Raw genomic sequence first — 17176 nt, forward strand, 5'->3', positions numbered from 1 at the left:
ACGAAAAGTATGTTAATCAATATCAATCAGATTATTTTTAACAGCTAAAGCCACGGCTTGAACTCCCGTTGATACGTTCATTTTGATGTAAATGTCAGTTAAATTAGACTTTATAGTCCGTTCTGAAAGATGCATCTCTAGGGCAATGAGCTTAATTTTAACTCCTCGAGCAACACGAGATAATATTTTAAGTTCTTTTTCTGATAGATTGTAGTCTTGCTTTTCTTCTGGCCTTTTTTCTGCATGATTCTGAGAGAATAGAATGTCTGAAATCTGGTTTTGTAATACCATGTTTCCAGTTATTGCACTATCAACTGTTGTGAAAATTGTTTCGGTACTAGCATCTTTTAATAAATACCCCTTCGCTCCTAACTTCAACATCCGCTGTATATTCACAACATTATCAAATGTTGACAGTACCACGACAGGAAGATCTGGAAAATGATCATGAATGAAAGACATCACCTCAAAGCCATCCTTTTTAGGCATTTTAATGTCTAGTAGAACTAAGTCGACTTGAGATTGCTTGATAATATCAATAGCCTCATCCCCATCAGCTGCTTCATAAGCAACATCGTAATCTGAATGACTTTCAAAAATTAATTTAATTCCTTCACGAATAATAAAATGATTATCAACAATCATTATCTTACTGGTCATTTTGCCACCTCAATTTAGTTGGAATTTGAATTTGAATTTCCGTCCCTTCACCTATATGGCTTTTGACTAACAACTTACCTTCCAGTTGTTCCACACGCTCTTGGATAGATTTAAGTCCAAAATGCTTGTGTTTTCTTTTACCATTCTCCACATTAAAGCCAACGCCATAATCAATAATGCTAATCCGTAATTGGTCATCCATGTCAATTTTAACAATTGCGACATCTGTTTTGGAATGCCTAAACACATTTGTCAACGATTCAGAAATAATTCTAGATACTTCCTCGTACACATCTTCAGAAACACGCATATCTGAAGTGCTTTTTATGCGCACACTTAGACCATAATTTTCATAAAACACTTTTGATAATAACTCAAGTCGATCATATAAATTGATGTTTTTGCTGTTGTCTTTTCGCATATCAAAGACAATTTCACGTGCTTCCTTTAGCGTTGTTCGTGACAACGAAATCGTTTTTTCTATTTCTTCACTAGCCCGTTCATTTTTATCAGATGCCATCAAGGACTTAATTCCTTCTAATTGCATTGTCACGCCGGCTAATCCTTGCATAAGTGTATCATGAAGATCTCGTCCAATACGATTTCGTTCATTTTGCTGCGAAATTTCTTTGACTTCTGTATAGGTCAATTGTAACTCATCAAGTAAATGCTGAGTTTTAACTAACTGACTAACTTGCCTTTGATAGAATCGCCATGCCAAGAAAATAATTCCGTTGAGAAAAGTAGAAGCCTCCAGTACAATAAACGCCATTAAGGGGCCTAAATTGACCCACTCTATTATAATAAACACAACCTGAAGTGGCACTAATAATAAGGCCAATTTTTTGAACTCGATATTAAACAACGTCAGTAATTGTAAACTGATTATTGGCAACATACCCATATATAAAACAACTTCAGAAGGAATAATCAAAATACCTGCCAGAACAATCAAAATAAATTGCGCAGCAATAAAGAATTTTTTACTAAAATTGATGACCGTCCTACTAAAAAAGTTTAAACACAAATGCAAAAACACCACATTGAAAAACAATGCAGAGTTTATTGATTGGACAGCACCATATTCGGTTTTAAAATAGGATGCTAAGAAGTAAATCATCATACTCCAAAAAATCATCGGCCAACGGTATATCATCATGATATGCTTATTCATTTCAACATCTAGATTTTTTTTCATACGTAGATTTCCTTCCACAAACGTTCATACTCAATTATTTTATCATAGTACCAAACTTATAGAACTGATATTAGTGATTAATCAATTTTTACGTTAGGCAATATTTTATCCAACCATTTTGGTAGATACCAACTCGCTTTTCCAAACAGATCAATTGTAGCTGGTACAAGAATTAATCTTACCAATATCGCATCAAACAAGATTCCAGATGCTAATACTAAGCCCATCGACTTTACAATGGCATCACTAGCGAAAATAAATCCAGAGAAAACCGCCATCATAATAAGTGCCGCCGCCACGACAGCTGGTCCACTATCTCGCATGCCTAAAATTACTGCCTGCCTAGTGTTCTCTGTTTTTAGATAGTGTTCGCGAATTCGACTGACCAAAAAGACTTCATAATCCATAGCTAGTCCAAACATAATACCAATGACAAGAACTGGTAAGAAATTAAGTATTGCACCCTTGGCTGGAATACCAAACAGGTTAATGAAGTGACCATCTTGTACTATAAACACAATGGCACCCAATGTGGCCCCTAATGATAACACAAATCCAAGTACCGCAACTAGTGGAATCAGCAAGGATCTAAATACGACTGTCAACAAAATGAATGCGAATAGTACGATAATAATTGCGAACTTTGGCAAAGCCTTCATTAATGCATCAGACATATCGATGTTGATGGCAGTAGATCCTGTAACATATAACTTTGGCAAACCCTTGTTTTGATTCAAGTCACGTATCTTGTGAACGAGCTTCTTAGTTTTAACAGCGTTAGCATCCGTTTTGGGAATGACCGTGATCATCTGATAATCGTTGTCTTTACTTGGCATAGCTTGTGAAACAGTGGCTACATTTCCTAACTCTTTAATCTCATTAATACTATCGGTCACCTTTATCATGTCATCTGTTTTTAGTAACACGACCAATGTTGCTTGACTCCCCTCACCATAGGCTTCTGTCATCAAATCATATGCGCGTAGTTCAGTTAGTTTTTCTGACTTAACTGAATCGTTAGGCAGTCCAAGGTTAATATGTGCGAATGGTGTTGCAATGACACCAAGTACCACGACCACCAACATTGTTAGTAGTAACTTATATTTGGTTACTAACTTACCCCAACCACCTTTAATGCGTATTTTACTTGCAAATTGTAACAATCGATTCGGCTTTTTGCCGGTAACTCGATCACCTAATACGACCAACATCGCTGGTACAAAAGTCAAAGAAGTTAAAATTGCAGTAAGAATGGCAAAAGAAGCAGTAATACCCATCACTGAGAGCATGTCAATGCCAAGAACTGTCATACCTAACAAAGCAACAATTACTGTTGCCCCAGCAAATATTACCGACGTACCTGCAGTAGACATTGCTGACGATAGGGCATCTTTTTTTGATTTATTTTGCTGTAATTCTTGTCTGTAACGCGAAATGATAAATAAAGCATAATCAATACCCACTGCCAATCCCATCATTCCAACTAACGACATTGAGAAAGTTGCTACTGATAAGAAGTTCGTGGAAATCAAAACCAACATCATACCAGTCACCAGACCCAATAGAGCTGATAAAATAGGAATTCCAGCGACCAATAGTGAAGCAAAAGTAATTGCTAAAATCACAAATGCAATAGCCAAGCCAACCACTTCAGCCTGCTCACCATTATCCATACCTGAAATCGTAACATCATTTGAAGTTAATTCCGTTTGAATACTTTTGTGTCGTGTAATCTTTATTGATTTTTCTAATGCGTCAACTGTCTTTTCTGAAACATTTTCGCCTTTTTGCTTATATATCACCCTAGCTGTAGCAGTCATGCCATCTTTACTGTAACTATTTAACATAGCTGGCAAAATCACCATTTTGACACGACTATTTTTTTGTACATCTTGAAATAGTTCTGCCATGACTTGCTGATTTTTATCAGTAGTTAATGCTTTACCATTATTCGAGTGTAGTACGATTTGTACCTGACCACCACTTTGCCTAGTACTTGGAAACTCCTTTTCCATTAGTTTATTAGCTCTTTCAGACTGTGAACCCTGAATAGACATCCCCGCACTATCAAAATGAATGCCAAAACTAAGGGCCGCACAAACCGATACAGCAATTGTTATGAAAAACGTAACAATTGTCAGCTTAGCATGCCGATATATCCACCGTCCTAATTTACTAAGTAATTGCCCCATTAATATATTTCTCCTTCTAAGTTAATATATTGACTATATCAACAAAAAAGAGCTTACACATCGTACAAAAGGGCACACTTTCTGCCCTTTAGGGCAATTGTGATCGATGTGATATACTAAGTAGTCAAATACGAGGAGATAACCATGTTAAGATTGGAAAATATGACAGCAGCACATTTTGATGACTATATGAGTAGCTCAATCAAAGAATACGCTTTGGAAAAAGTGCAAGCCGGTAGTTGGACACAGGAAGATTCGCTGGATAATGCAAGACTAACATATGATCGATTATTGCCAGATGGATTAAACACTCCAAATAATTTTTTCTTCTCCATTATCAATGGTGACAACGTTATTGGCTATATTTGGCTTGGGCCAGACAGTGAAAACAAGAACATCGCTTTTATTTTCGACTTTGAAATTTATGATGCCTATCAAAATAATGGGTTTGGTTCTCAAGCCATTTCACTAGCCTCCACAAAAGCAAAAGCACTGGGGTTCACCTCAGTTGGCTTACACGTTTTTGGTACTAATTCTCGCGCTATACACGTTTACGAAAAAGCTGGCTTTGAAATAACTGATATAAAGATGCAGAAAAAACTATAAAAAAGAGCAGAGATATATTTGACTATATCTCTGCTCTTTTTATGCATATCTAGACTGATTTATAATGTGTTTTGGATCATATTTTTTAACAACTTGTTGCAATCGTTCACGCGTATCACGTGACCATGATTTTGCTGTCTCTAACTCACTGGTATCACTGGAATAAGCACCATACACACCACATCCGTGATCTTGTATCGGTTTGAACAATTGATTCAATAAACTTGATTGTGTGGCATCACCCCACACAGCAACAAACAACGTTGCTTCACGAAATGACCAAGCATCAAAATCAGGCGGCAACTGATTTATAGGACCATCAATAGCACGCACTTCAATGCCCATGACTGCACTAGATTTTAACATGGTATGCAATGCATTAAGTAAATAATCATCAATTTTAGTTAGCAGTACATTTTTGACATAGACGTTATTCGCCCCTTTGTGTGGTAAATGCGGTGCCTGAACTAATGTATGATAACTCAAATTGCTCTCATCTTGCTTTTCCACTTTGGCGATGTTTAGCGCGTCAGTAAAATATTTTTCGCACAAATTTGTTTTTTCACCGCACCAGATGTTTGTTGCCTGCACCGAAATAATATTTGAAGTACTGTCACTTTTGGTTAGCATTAATAAACTACTCATGTTTTCAGTCGCAGATATTATCCAAGAATGCCATGCAAACAAAAAATTCGATAAGTCAGACACCTTATATGACAACTTTTGCAAGCCAATTGGTACTTTTTGTCCTGTTTTTGCCGGTTTGACTTGGTCGGCTTGAAAAATAAACTCAGTAACGATACCGACTTGTGAACTTCCGCCACGGATCGCCCAAAATAGGTCGCTATTTTCTTCTTTATTAACATTACGCTTCATTCCATCAGCGGTAATGACAGTTGCACCTAGTATTCGGTCAGTGGTCAATCCTTGTTTCCGCACGAGTAAACCTAACCCACCGGAAGTTGCTAAACCACCAACACCTGTATCGCCAAAGTCACCACTAGACAAAACTAAATCGGCCTTACTAATTTTATCAGCCACATCACCCCAAACTGCACCGGATTGGACTTCAATAAGACCTTTAGCCTCATCAAGTATGTTCACTTGGCTCATCTGTGATAGATCAATAATGATACCATCATCATTAACTGAATAGTTAGTTATACCGTGCCCACCACTACGAACAGAAAAAGGAATTTGATGTCCAACAAAACGCTGCACATTTTCAGCGTACTCTACCACGAGCGAAACGTGTTCATCATTTTCAGCCATGAATACCAATCTAGGATGCCCTTCCTTAAAATAATTAGAACTTACCGACTCGTACTTACTGCTATTTCTTGTAACTACTATATTACGTAATGCGGCGGGTAACGCTGGCCATTTCTGTTGATTATCACCGTCTGTCATTAGACTGATTTCTCCTTTACTATGAACTAGCTCAATGTGTTTGCACGTTTTGAATTATTAGCAAGAAAAAATAAATAAGTCAAAACCGCAAACGCAGCAAAAAATAAAAATGGTAACTTTATGTTGATCTGATAAATAAATGAACCAAACAATGGTGACACAATTCCAGCTATTGCTTGGGTCATAGCAACAGTACCTGCAACTGCTCCTTGTTGATCCTGTGAGACAACAAGCGATGCACCGGCAGAGAGTGAACTCATGCCAAACGCAGCTCCTGCACCAATCAAAATGTAACTGACTACCAACATCCAAAAGGCACTAGCGACAGTGATAACTAATAAGCCAAGCACAAGTAATGGAATTCCGACAAGCATCATCTTACGAGCAGAAAAATTCAGTACTTTAATCTGCAAAATTTGTGTCAACATTAATGTTACACCCAATATAACAAACAGCAGAGACGAGGTCTTCGCACTTTGAACAACCGTCTGACCAATATTGTCGTGTAAATATAGTGATGTTAACAACTGTAACCCAACCACAACGAACATCACAGAACATCCAACTAACAACCAACTCAACAATTTAACCGAGAAAAACTTTTTTGACCCAGTTTCTTTTTTATCAGAAACGTGTGTTTCATTAATTGATGCCTGCCTTTTGGGCAAAATAACCGTCATAATAACAGTAAACAACAACAAGAGAACAATGGTTGTATAAAAAGGTAAATATAGATTACCAGATGTTGAGATTAATCCGCCAATAATTGGTCCCAAAACCATAGCTAACCCTGTTGCAAAACCAAGGGATGACATGTCTTTTGCACGATCTTTGGTCGTTGAAATATCTGCCATATAAGCATTTGCTGCTGTTGGTGTCGTTGTCATGAATATGCCTAGTAAGAATCTAGTGCCCATCAATCCATAAAAGAATAGTGGTACTGCCTTTGATGACGCAATTGACATATGAAACAAAATCACATAAAGAATGAAGAATATCCCCATTCCTAATAATCCAATAATCATAACGATTCTACGACCAAATACATCACTCATTTTTCCCCAGATTGGTGCAAACAATAACATTGCCGCAGCACCAAGAGAAATCATAATACCAATTTGACTTGGTATCATGTGTGCTTTAGTTGAAATTGCTGACAAGACTGGCATGGTAATGTAAATTCCCAAATACGACACCAGTGTCGCAATAAAGAGTTTCTTTTTCATAAAATAAAAATTCCTTTCCTTAATCAAATACTCTAGTGATTAATGTAAAGGAATTTCCATCATATTACTGCTCTTTTTAAACAATTTCAGCCCATTTAACCAGCAAATTGCAGAATCTAGTTTTTATAAAGTTTACGATACATCTTAGGTGTCAGGCCTTTTTCATCTTTAAAGAAAGCGGAAAACTTACTTGCGTTGATATACCCTACCTCATTGGCAATAAAAGTAATGCTTTTTTCACTATCCTTTAAAAGATAGCATGCTTTCTCTAATCGGGCAGACAACACAAAACTATGGATTGATTGATAATATGTTGCTTTAAAGAGCTTCTGCATTGTAGTAAGCCCAATATCATACTTATTAGCCAACTGCTTTAAGGTTGCTCGCTCACTCATATTTTCAAGAAGATAGGTACGAATTGCATAAATTTTTTTAATTTCTTGTACTGTAAAATACATTTTAGGAAGTACGGATTCATGGGCCTCCTCAGAATCCAGATAAAGCAATAACTCAGCAACTCTTAAGAGTAAAAACTGTACTCGATTTCTTAATTTAACTTTTTCTACATCTTGAAAAAAGCGTTCAATAAATTCTGTTTTAACAAGTATATAATCATCATTCTGCAAATAATCAGTAACGATGTCATCTAATAGCAATTTGTTCTCTAATAGAGACAAAAATTCTGAGCTGATTTTTTGACGATCAAGAAGTATCGTCACTCCTCTATAATGCCCGCCAACTGTAGAATAATTATTTCGATCATCAGAACTTTGAGATAATTTTAAAAACCCTGGTTCTAAGAATATCGTTTCATGGTTATTTTTAATAAGATTAACCGATCCGCTGTAAGCAAAATCTAAACGGATAACTTTATCTGAAAAAGAAATTGCACTGCGATAATTATCGAAATTATAATCATGAAAAATCAGATCTAATCCCTGCGTTAGCTTAATAGCTACCGGCTGAATATTGCCTGAATCAGTAAACAATTTTGTTGTTGCATGTCGTATGTTTTTGGTTTCAAATTTTGTACTCATCATTAAAGAATATTATACATAATTTATCCCACCATCAACTAAAATTGATTGTCCAGTAATATAGTTTGACTTTTCATCTGCTAAGAATGAAACTAAGTTAGCAACATCAGCTGGCTCTTCACCACGTCCTAATGCAATACCGTCAATGTATTCTTGTTTTGTTTCTCCTAGTGGTCGATCATAAATCTTAGCCATTGCAGCATCAATCTGATCCCACATTGGTGTCAACACGATACCTGGGCAATAAGCATTAACGGTAATCTTGTCTTTTGCTAATTCTTTAGCAGCAGCCTGTGTAATACCGCGTACGGCAAACTTGGTAGCTGAATAAATACCCAATAATTCAACTGCCTGGTGTCCAGCAATAGAACAAGCATTAATAATTTTACCGCCCTTGCCTTGTTTCTTAAACTGCTTTGCTGCAGCTTGAATGCCGTAAATAGTTCCGTTAACATTAATATTAAAAATCTTGGTAATTTCTTCAGGTTTTGCATCTACAATAGCTGCAATCTGTGCAATACCAGCATTATTAACAAAAACATCTAGCTGACCAAAGTCCCTAACGACGTCATCAACCAACTTGAACATATCATCGTGATTTGAAATGTCGACATAATAGCCTTTCGACTCATTGCCCACTTCTTCAGCGACTTTTGTAGCATTGTCTTTATTCAAATCGGCAACGGCAACCGTGAAACCATCTGAAGCAAGTTGCTTCACAATACCTTCTCCAATACCTTGACCACCACCAGTAACAACTGCAACTTTAACCATGTGAAATTCCTCCTTTTTTAATTACAACTACATTATAGTCTTGTAAGCCTTTACATTCAACTTTCAAAAAAAATAAATCTTCTTTCAAATTTATTTTTTAAACAAACCATTAGTTACTTTGCTAGTTTTCTTAATGTTTGAGGTCGTCCAATTAAAAATCCAAATGGCGGAACCTTGTAAAAAAAATATGATAACGTGTAACCCATAAGAGCGGTTAGAACGTATACAAATGGTAAGATAATTAACAAGAACCAATTATTATCAAATGGTAACATGGATAGTAGTACAAACATCAAAGCTAGTGGTAAAGTCTGCGATAAATATATACCAAATGAAATCTTGGCACCAATACCCACAAACGTAGTTGCAAACTTTGGTAAACGATCCTTTCGTAAGTCAGCATATCGCAAGCCAAGCCAAATAATGTAACCAATAATTACTATGTCGTAAATAAATATGAATGGTTGATGCACTTCCTCAGCCTTGTTTAGAGTCAAATGTAGTATATTAACATTATAGAAATACAACAACACTGTACCACAAGCGCATATTAACGAAGCCCTTCCTAACCAAGCATGCCATTTTCGTATAAAAGCAACAAATTCTTGATAATGTATCGCCGCATACCCACCCATAATAAAGTAGAATTGATAAACAAACACGTTGAATCCATAATTTTTTAATAAATATGGCCATCCATTTGTATCAATATTTGGTAATTGGTATTTAATGAAAAAAAGCATAAACAGTTGAATAATTGCTGAAATTAAAATTATTATATTATGATAGCTGTCGAACCGTTTAAACATCCAAACAATTAATGGAAAAATAAGGTAAAGTTGCATTGTTACTAATATATAGTACATATAGTAATCATCAGCATAAACTGATAAGTGAATCCATTGAGACAAAAATTCACTTAATGATAAATGTCCTTCTGTGGCCGTTAAAATAGCTGTCCAACTTAGATATGGTACTAAAACACCTAAATATCTTTTTTTCCAAAACTTAAAAACACTAATCGGCTTAAAGTAATTATTCATAAATAAAACTAGTCCAGTAACAAACATAAAACCCATTCTAGTGAAATGTAGTGAAATATGTGTTGCCATCAAAATTTCATAGGGTATTGAATTACTAGCCATCTTATGTGTAATTAATGTTGTTGTGTGATTGGCAAGAACGCCCAAAATAAAAACAATACGGAAAAAATCTACTTCAAATAGATAGACCCGCTTATTTGATTGTTGCATGTTGCTTTTCACCTTTCAAACGTTCAATTAGTTGTGGTCGCAGAACCTTACCTGTTTGATTACGAGGGAAAGAACCTGTTATTAGATATTCCGAAGGTTGCTCATATTTTGCTAATTCCCGAGATAATTTGTTCTTAATTTCCTCGATTTTATAATCATAATTAATTGAACTGTCTAAATGAAGCGCTGCCACCACACGCTCACCGTATAACTCATCCGGCAATCCTATTACCGCAACTTCTGTTACAAATTGAAATTGAGAAATAAGACTTTCTACTTTGGCTGGGGCAACTTTTTCACCACCATGATTAATAATTTCCTTGATTCTGCCGATAACGTATAAATATCCTTCTTCATCAAAATATCCAATGTCCCCCGTACGGAAGTATCCATCAATCAAAATGTTTTCTTTGGGATCAAGATACTGTTGCAGAACTCTCGGTCCTCGCAATATAATTTCACCATGATGATTAGCCTTATAAGTAACACCATAAGTGTCAGAATAAATAGCTATATCCGTATCTACCACCGGACCGACAGATCCAATTTTTGGCTTGTCCAATGGGTTAATTGAAACAACTGTAGTTGACTCTGTCATACCATAGCCTTCTTGAACTCTGACATTAAAACGCTGTTCAAAATCTGTTAGTAATTGCTTGGGAAGTGAAAAAGATGCTGAACGGACATACTTTAATCGTACCGATTCTTTCAGTTTTTTATACTGATCCTTACTTTTTTCATTTTTCAATAAAATATTAATAATAGTTGGAACGACTGACAACCAAGTAACCTGGTATTCAGAAACAATAGACCAAAACTTACTTGCTGAAAATTTAGGTGCCACAATTACCTGACACCCATTGATACGAGATGTCACTGTAGAAACAATTTGAGCATTAATATGAAACATTGGCATAACGATCAAGGCATGATCAGTCACTTGAATATTTTGACTTTTTGTTACAGCGTTTGTGGCTAACAAAATTTTCTCATGAGTAATGCCAACTCTTTTTGGCTTCCCGGTTGTACCTGATGTATTCAAGATCAGGGCCAGTTGCTTCTCAGCATCAGTTGCAACATGTTTTAGTGGCTTCCCAGTATACGAAAAGAAATTTACCAAGTCATTTGCAATCTCAAATGATTCTTCCAAAAGGATACCTTGATCCCCTAACTCCCTGGAAAGTCGTTCACTAATGATAGCACCTGAATATCGATAATCATTAAATTCTCCTAGTATTTCCTTAACGCCTGTCGTTTCAGCAATTGGGTGCGCAATTGCTCCAATCTCCCATAATGCTTGTTCGATAATTGTCATCCAAATTGTATTCCCAAGAGCAATTAATACAACATCCCCTTGAGTGATTTTGTGATTAATAAACTGCTGTCTGAATAAACTAATCGCTCCTCGAACCTCATTTCCTGTTAATTTGACTTTACTTTCAGCATCTATTAATTGAATTTCATTTTCATGGAGTGCAAGTTGCTTATTTAACTTATCAAGCAATATTGACATGTAATTTTTCCGCCTTTTCTACTTTGTAATATCTACAATTGCATCACTAATTTTTATTTTTTTAGTTATTAGACCCTGATCGTAAAACAAATCTGCAATATCTTGCTGTTCTTTTACAACAGATGAACTAATACTTGTAATTGTAAAGTCTTTGCGATTCACCATTTTTTTAATCACGGACTGTTTCATACTCAATGATTTAACCAACAATTTGGAAACTGCCGATTTGTTATTATTAGCCCACTTCATATCTTCAGCAAGATATTTTACTAAATAAGCTGAGGCTTTTTTATTTTTCTTAGCATATGATTGTGTAGATAAGATGAAATCACGATTTTTGCTTAATCCTTTACCCGTTGTCAAGACTTTAGCACCTTGTGTTACTTGTGCTTGTGCCGTATAGGGATCCCAGGTTACCCAAGCATCTATTTTTCCTTGTCCAAAGGCTATACTTGCATCTGTTTGTTTCATATTTACTAATGTGACATCACTTGAGCTCAATCCAGCTTTTTTTAATGCACTCAGCAACAGATATTGTGAGCTAGTGCCTTGCGTATAGGCAATTCGCTTGCCCTTTAAATCTGAAAGTTTAGATACAGTAGAACTTTTTGGTAGCAAAATTGCAGAACCACTTGATTTACTTGCACCGACAGCAATATATGCAATATCTGTTTTAGAAGCTTGGGCAGATACTGGCGGTGTATCTCCGGTTCGAGCATAATCTATGCTACCGCTTGCCAAGGCTTGCATTTCAGCCGCACCATCAGCAAATTCACGGTATACAATTTTATAGCCCTGATCCTCCATATTTTTTATAAGTTCCCCATGTTGCTTGGCAATATCAATAGGATCTCCTTTTTGATACCCTATTGTGATAGTCTGTAGTGTTGATTTTTTTTCAATCGTTTGTGTATATCCATATATTGCACAGACTATCCACAGCAACAAAAAAATAACTAACATTATTTTTCTAATTAATTGCGTCATTTCACTTCCTCACTAGTGGCCAATATGAAGTCCTGAACCGTCTCAATTACTTCTGTGAAATTTTCTCTTGTATCATCTTTTCGTATGCCATCTATAATTAAACCCAAGTGACCATCTTTAACAGCTACTACGCGATCTCCTAACAGAACAGCTTCTTGAACATCATGAGTGATTAAAATAGTTGTTAAGTTTGATTCTTCAACAATTTTAGCAATTAAGCGCTGCATCTTTAAACGTGTTAATGCATCTAAGGCGCCCAACGGCTCATCTAAAAGTAATATTTTTGGACGTGACATTAATGCACGAGCGAGGGCCACACGTTGCTTCTGACCACCAGATAACTGCTGTGGAAAAGATGTACTTTTGTCGCCAAGCTCAACTCTCTCAAGTAATTTGAATGCAAAATCTTTCATCTTCTTATTTTTACTGCCAAAAGTAACATTGTCGATTACTGTCATCCATGGTAGTAATCGAGCATCCTGAAACATCACACGGGCAATGGTATTTTTACCAGCCAGTGGTTTGCCGTTAATATTAATTGACCCAGAAGTGGGTGATTCAAGACCAGCAACTAATCTCAATAAAGTTGTTTTACCACCACCACTTTCTCCGACGAAAGATATAAACTCCCCCTCCTGAATATCAAAATTAATATTTTTTAAAACTTGCTTGTTTTCATATGTTTTATTGATTTTATCTAAAGATATTACTGAATTCATATATCTATCCTTTTTGCCAATTTAGTAAAATACTTTCAAAACTCAATGCAATCCAATCAGATACCTTACCTAAAAAAGCATAGATAAGAATACTCAAAAATATTGTTGGCATATCTAAAAATTGCTGTGCATTGGTTTCCATATAACCAATACCCGAACTTGACGAAATCGTTTCAGACACAATTAATGTTGTCCACATGACGCCTAAAGCATAACGAAAGCCCATCAGAATCGAGGGCAATGCTCCTGGAATGATAATTTTTGATAACATCTTTTTTCTACTCAATCCATATGAAGAACCCATTTCAATCAGGCTCTTGTCAATAGACCGTATACCATGAAAAGTATTGATATAAATTGGGAAAAAAACACCAACAGCAACTAATGAAATTTTGGCATTTTCGCCAATACCGAGCCAAATAATAACTAAAGGAATTAATGCCAAGTGAGGAATGTTACGAATCATTTGGATTGAACTATTGAAAAACCTTTGAGCAAGTAACGATATACCATTAATACCACCAAATACTAATCCTAAGGTTCCACCGATTAATAATCCAGAAGTAGCTCTGTACAATGAAATACTCATATTTCTCTGTAGTTCCCCACTTTGGATGAGTTCGATACATTTATTAATAACCGCCACTGGTGTTGGCAATAACGAATCATCAATTAAATTAATGCTAGTCGTTACTTGCCACGTAACTAAAATCAAAACAGGTAATATAAATGGAATCATTACCTGAAACCCAATATTACTTTTGTCCCTGACACTTGACATACATGTTCTCCTAACTTTTTTATGACAAAAGATTTTTACGTTCTATTCTAAAATAGCTCGTTACTTTTTGTAAGCTTATCTTATCTTGTGTAGATTAATTGAAAACAAAAAAACATGTTAAATTTATATTTAATTTATTTAATAAAAATGCTTTGGAATTGATAAACGCTGGTCATATAACATTTGAAAATAAAAAAGACAAACACTGTTGGGTTTGTCTCTTGTTCTAAGAAGAAGTCTTTATAATTCGGAAAAGTCAATTATAGTTTAGAATCTCACCTTTTGTTGGTAAATAAACATTGAGTCCTGCACTTACTAATTCTGATGCTTCTTTTTCTGGTTTGAATGAATGCCAAGGAACTGTTTGCTTGGCATTCACATGTTGAGCTAGGGCCACTAAATCATCTGGTTTGGCATGACCACTGGCACCCATTAACTGTAAAGCTACGTTTCTCGTCTCTAAATAAGTTGATAGTTCGGAAAAACGAGGATCATATTCACCTAATGGTTCACCATTCATGTGCAAGTAGACGAATTGTTTATCAAATTGATCTAAATCATGCAATTGATCAAATCGGTTTTGAACGACATAATGGCTTGGTTCTGACATAACCTTTAACCAATCAATTTCTTGAACGTTCTTAATGCCCATGCTTCTCAAAATAACTGTGAACCGATGATCCCACAAAAATTTTCGGCCATTCTCATGCGCAGTATTTTGTAATGCCAACAATCGATCAATATTTCTTTCATATGGATTAACAACAACTAATTTTTCAGTTTCTTTTATTATGTTAGCAAAATCAATTTGCAAAGATTGTTCAGTTTGACGAACAAATTCATCGTTTTGATTCTCAAAACTAAATTCTGTTCCTTCCAACAAAAACAAATCAATTTTATTATCGTGGAGGACATCTGCCCAGTGTTCAACTCTTTCTGGGTGTGAACCATCTAAACGGACATCCCCACTATGAACAAAAATGTGTTTCCCATCACTAACACGAATGACTGAAGCACCACGTATATCATGATCCGTTTCAAAAAAAGTTACTTCAAACGGTCCAAAATTAATTGGTTTTTCATAATCAATTACCTTAACTTTTGCATATGGCGCATGCTCAACACCTAAATTAATTAATACTTGATACAAATCAGCCGAATTTTGACTCATATAAACATCTGTGGGACTTGTTAAGTATCTAAGCGCACCCATATGGTCTAAATGTAAGTGTGAAACGAAAATTGTACTTTTTAAATCACTTTGCATATTCTGAAATAAACTAGGTAGATTAGGTAATGTGCCATCATTTAGTAAGTCAGTTGCCGGTGTTGTTGTTGGCGCAAAATTAACGCCAAAATCCATTATTAATCGTGTTTGCTGATTAGTAAAAGTTACGACGTTACCACCAATTGTATTTAATCCATTTAAAAATTTTACTTGTGTACTCATCTATTTATTCTCTTGCAAAGTTTTTTTAGTTTGATCAGCTAACGTATTCAAAGCATCAGATGCTGATGTGTTTTTTGTTAGCATCGCATCAACAGCAGTAGCTAAATTAGTACGATAATCTTGGTAACCTAAGAATGCTGTATCAGAAAATGCGCCAGGCAATGATTCCGATGCTGCTTTAGCTAATGGATTTTTATCCAAGTAAGCTTTATAAGCTGCCGATTTTGTAGCAGTCTTAGTAATTGGTAAATACCCAGTAGCTTCCGCCCACTTCTCCGTTTGCTTATCAGACATTAGAAACTTCATAAATGCCCATGCACCAGACTGCTGCTTTTCAGAGGCTGTTGCTGTGACAACTAAACTATTTCCTGCCAATACAGTCGCTGATTTACCCTGATATGATGGCAGTGGAGCTGTTCCCCAATCAAAGTCTTTTGCAGCCGCAGCTTGTGTGGCTGTAATACCTGCTGATGATGAAAATGTGAGAGCCGTCTTACCGTTAACAAAGTTTGTCGTGCCATAAATATCTGATCCAGCTGTCTTAGCTGTCCCATCACTGACCATGTTTGTAATTAACTTAGCTGCTGCAACAGCTTTTTTTGAATTTACATTAACTTTTCCACCACTAGTAACCAGCGATTCACCAGCAGAACGAACCATGGAGTCCCATTCCATATCAAATGATTTATCAAATCCTACAGTGGCAATACCGTCTTTTTTTAATACCTCTGACATGTTAGCAATATCATCCCAAGTTTTTGGAACTGATAGATTGTACTTCTTCAGTAAGGTTTTGTTATAAAACATTTCACGTACAGATGCAGAAAAAGGTGTTGAATAATACTCGCCCTTATATTTTGATTGTTGTAGGAATCCAGAATAAATATTATTTAATTGTTTCTTCGACAAACCATTTTTACCAGTCACTTGTGACTGAATAGATGTTACGATACCATCTTTCGCATAATCTGGAATTTGTGTGTATGTTGCTTGGGCCATAACTGGCAAAGTTTTTGATTTAGCACCAGCCATGATTTTTTGATTCAAAGTTGTATAATCCCCCTGCGCTGTCGCCACAACCTTATACTGCTTTTGCGATTTATTAAAAGCATCAATACGTTTTTGCAAAGCTTCCTTGTATGGTCCAGCCATTGCATGCCAAAAAGTGATTTTGACTGGTTTAGTCGTGGCCGCGCTTACTGTCGACGTATCTACAGTTGACAAACCAGCAAATAACGAGCTTGCCAAAATTGTAATAGCAGACCATGCTGCAACTTTTTTCCCTGTACTCATGTGTACACATTTCCTTTCGTCTTCCCGAAAAAATTAACTGCCCTATTTTATAAGCAGCAAACAGATTTCATCATCAG

15 protein-coding genes are annotated in these 17176 nt (G+C 35.9%); 1 reads left to right on the plus strand and 14 read right to left on the minus strand.

Going from position 1 to position 17176, the window contains the following annotated elements; genetic code table 11:
• Nucleotides 1-12: 12 nt before the first annotated feature.
• From A6B45_RS05535 to A6B45_RS05545, 3 genes are all read right to left on the minus strand, one after another.
• Nucleotides 13-660 carry a response regulator gene (locus A6B45_RS05535; RefSeq protein WP_072613707.1) on the minus strand — a complete coding sequence of 216 codons (648 nt, stop codon included), beginning with the start codon at nucleotides 658-660 and terminating at the stop codon, nucleotides 13-15.
• Nucleotides 650-1858, minus strand: coding sequence for a sensor histidine kinase (locus A6B45_RS05540; protein ID WP_072613708.1), 1209 nt, complete (start codon nucleotides 1856-1858; stop codon nucleotides 650-652). The genes A6B45_RS05535 and A6B45_RS05540 overlap by 11 nt, the downstream gene beginning before the upstream one ends.
• 77 nt (nucleotides 1859-1935) lie before the next feature.
• Nucleotides 1936-4050 (minus strand): MMPL family transporter, encoded by a 2115-nt coding sequence (locus A6B45_RS05545; protein ID WP_072613709.1) that lies wholly within the window; start codon nucleotides 4048-4050, stop codon nucleotides 1936-1938.
• A gap of 144 nt (nucleotides 4051-4194) precedes the next feature.
• On the opposite strand from A6B45_RS05545, the gene A6B45_RS05550 reads away from it, so the two are divergent.
• On the plus strand, nucleotides 4195-4656 hold the full coding sequence (locus A6B45_RS05550; protein WP_072613710.1) for a GNAT family N-acetyltransferase: 462 nt from the start codon (nucleotides 4195-4197) through the stop codon (nucleotides 4654-4656).
• 39 nt (nucleotides 4657-4695) lie between these two features.
• Here A6B45_RS05550 and A6B45_RS05555 read toward each other — a convergent pair whose 3' ends face one another.
• The 11 genes from A6B45_RS05555 to A6B45_RS05605 form a co-directional block, all read right to left on the minus strand.
• Nucleotides 4696-6066 carry an FAD-binding oxidoreductase gene (locus tag A6B45_RS05555; RefSeq protein ID WP_072613711.1) on the minus strand — a complete coding sequence of 457 codons (1371 nt, stop codon included), beginning with the start codon at nucleotides 6064-6066 and terminating at the stop codon, nucleotides 4696-4698.
• A 26-nt stretch (nucleotides 6067-6092) separates the two neighbouring features.
• Complete coding sequence (locus tag A6B45_RS05560) at nucleotides 6093-7292, minus strand: MFS transporter (protein WP_072613712.1); 1200 nt, start codon at nucleotides 7290-7292, stop codon at nucleotides 6093-6095.
• Between the two features lie 116 nt (nucleotides 7293-7408).
• Nucleotides 7409-8332, minus strand: a complete 924-nt coding sequence (locus A6B45_RS05565) for a helix-turn-helix domain-containing protein (protein WP_105299548.1) — start codon at nucleotides 8330-8332, stop codon at nucleotides 7409-7411.
• Nucleotides 8333-8341: 9 nt separating this feature from the next.
• Nucleotides 8342-9103, minus strand: coding sequence for an acetoin reductase (locus tag A6B45_RS05570; RefSeq protein ID WP_072613713.1), 762 nt, complete (start codon nucleotides 9101-9103; stop codon nucleotides 8342-8344).
• A 113-nt stretch (nucleotides 9104-9216) separates the two neighbouring features.
• Nucleotides 9217-10356: an acyltransferase family protein gene (locus A6B45_RS05575; protein ID WP_072613714.1), complete on the minus strand. Its 1140-nt coding sequence runs from the start codon at nucleotides 10354-10356 to the stop codon at nucleotides 9217-9219.
• Nucleotides 10340-11869 (minus strand): AMP-binding protein, encoded by a 1530-nt coding sequence (locus tag A6B45_RS05580; protein WP_072613715.1) that lies wholly within the window; start codon nucleotides 11867-11869, stop codon nucleotides 10340-10342. Before A6B45_RS05580 ends, A6B45_RS05575 begins: the two co-directional genes overlap by 17 nt.
• An 18-nt stretch (nucleotides 11870-11887) precedes the next feature.
• Nucleotides 11888-12856, minus strand: coding sequence for an aliphatic sulfonate ABC transporter substrate-binding protein (locus A6B45_RS05585; protein WP_072613716.1), 969 nt, complete (start codon nucleotides 12854-12856; stop codon nucleotides 11888-11890).
• The gene (locus tag A6B45_RS05590) at nucleotides 12853-13575 is read right to left on the minus strand and encodes an ABC transporter ATP-binding protein (protein ID WP_072613717.1); all 723 of its coding nucleotides are present in this window, start codon (nucleotides 13573-13575) and stop codon (nucleotides 12853-12855) included. Before A6B45_RS05590 ends, A6B45_RS05585 begins: the two co-directional genes overlap by 4 nt.
• A gap of 4 nt (nucleotides 13576-13579) precedes the next feature.
• Nucleotides 13580-14356 carry an ABC transporter permease subunit gene (locus A6B45_RS05595; RefSeq protein WP_072613718.1) on the minus strand — a complete coding sequence of 259 codons (777 nt, stop codon included), beginning with the start codon at nucleotides 14354-14356 and terminating at the stop codon, nucleotides 13580-13582.
• 256 nt (nucleotides 14357-14612) lie between these two features.
• Nucleotides 14613-15806, minus strand: coding sequence for an MBL fold metallo-hydrolase (locus A6B45_RS05600; protein ID WP_072613719.1), 1194 nt, complete (start codon nucleotides 15804-15806; stop codon nucleotides 14613-14615).
• Nucleotides 15807-17099 (minus strand): ABC transporter substrate-binding protein, encoded by a 1293-nt coding sequence (locus A6B45_RS05605; protein ID WP_072613720.1) that lies wholly within the window; start codon nucleotides 17097-17099, stop codon nucleotides 15807-15809.
• Nucleotides 17100-17176: the final 77 nt, after the last annotated feature.

Source organism: Leuconostoc suionicum, from assembly GCF_001891125.1.
In the GTDB taxonomy this organism is placed as follows: Bacteria; Bacillota; Bacilli; order Lactobacillales; family Lactobacillaceae; genus Leuconostoc; species Leuconostoc suionicum.

Excerpts from the sequence above, each read along its gene's own strand:
- A6B45_RS05535 (WP_072613707.1), bottom strand. The coding sequence starts at position 660 with ATGACCAGTAAGATAATGATTGTTGATAATCATTTTATTATTCGTGAA.
- A6B45_RS05540 (WP_072613708.1), bottom strand. The coding sequence starts at position 1,858 with ATGAAAAAAAATCTAGATGTTGAAATGAATAAGCATATCATGATGATA.
- A6B45_RS05545 (WP_072613709.1), bottom strand. The coding sequence starts at position 4,050 with ATGGGGCAATTACTTAGTAAATTAGGACGGTGGATATATCGGCATGCT.
- A6B45_RS05550 (WP_072613710.1), top strand. The coding sequence starts at position 4,195 with ATGTTAAGATTGGAAAATATGACAGCAGCACATTTTGATGACTATATG.
- A6B45_RS05555 (WP_072613711.1), bottom strand. The coding sequence starts at position 6,066 with ATGACAGACGGTGATAATCAACAGAAATGGCCAGCGTTACCCGCCGCA.
- A6B45_RS05560 (WP_072613712.1), bottom strand. The coding sequence starts at position 7,292 with ATGAAAAAGAAACTCTTTATTGCGACACTGGTGTCGTATTTGGGAATT.
- A6B45_RS05565 (WP_105299548.1), bottom strand. The coding sequence starts at position 8,332 with ATGATGAGTACAAAATTTGAAACCAAAAACATACGACATGCAACAACA.
- A6B45_RS05570 (WP_072613713.1), bottom strand. The coding sequence starts at position 9,103 with ATGGTTAAAGTTGCAGTTGTTACTGGTGGTGGTCAAGGTATTGGAGAA.
- A6B45_RS05575 (WP_072613714.1), bottom strand. The coding sequence starts at position 10,356 with ATGCAACAATCAAATAAGCGGGTCTATCTATTTGAAGTAGATTTTTTC.
- A6B45_RS05580 (WP_072613715.1), bottom strand. The coding sequence starts at position 11,869 with ATGTCAATATTGCTTGATAAGTTAAATAAGCAACTTGCACTCCATGAA.
- A6B45_RS05585 (WP_072613716.1), bottom strand. The coding sequence starts at position 12,856 with ATGACGCAATTAATTAGAAAAATAATGTTAGTTATTTTTTTGTTGCTG.
- A6B45_RS05590 (WP_072613717.1), bottom strand. The coding sequence starts at position 13,575 with ATGAATTCAGTAATATCTTTAGATAAAATCAATAAAACATATGAAAAC.
- A6B45_RS05595 (WP_072613718.1), bottom strand. The coding sequence starts at position 14,356 with ATGTCAAGTGTCAGGGACAAAAGTAATATTGGGTTTCAGGTAATGATT.
- A6B45_RS05600 (WP_072613719.1), bottom strand. The coding sequence starts at position 15,806 with ATGAGTACACAAGTAAAATTTTTAAATGGATTAAATACAATTGGTGGT.
- A6B45_RS05605 (WP_072613720.1), bottom strand. The coding sequence starts at position 17,099 with ATGAGTACAGGGAAAAAAGTTGCAGCATGGTCTGCTATTACAATTTTG.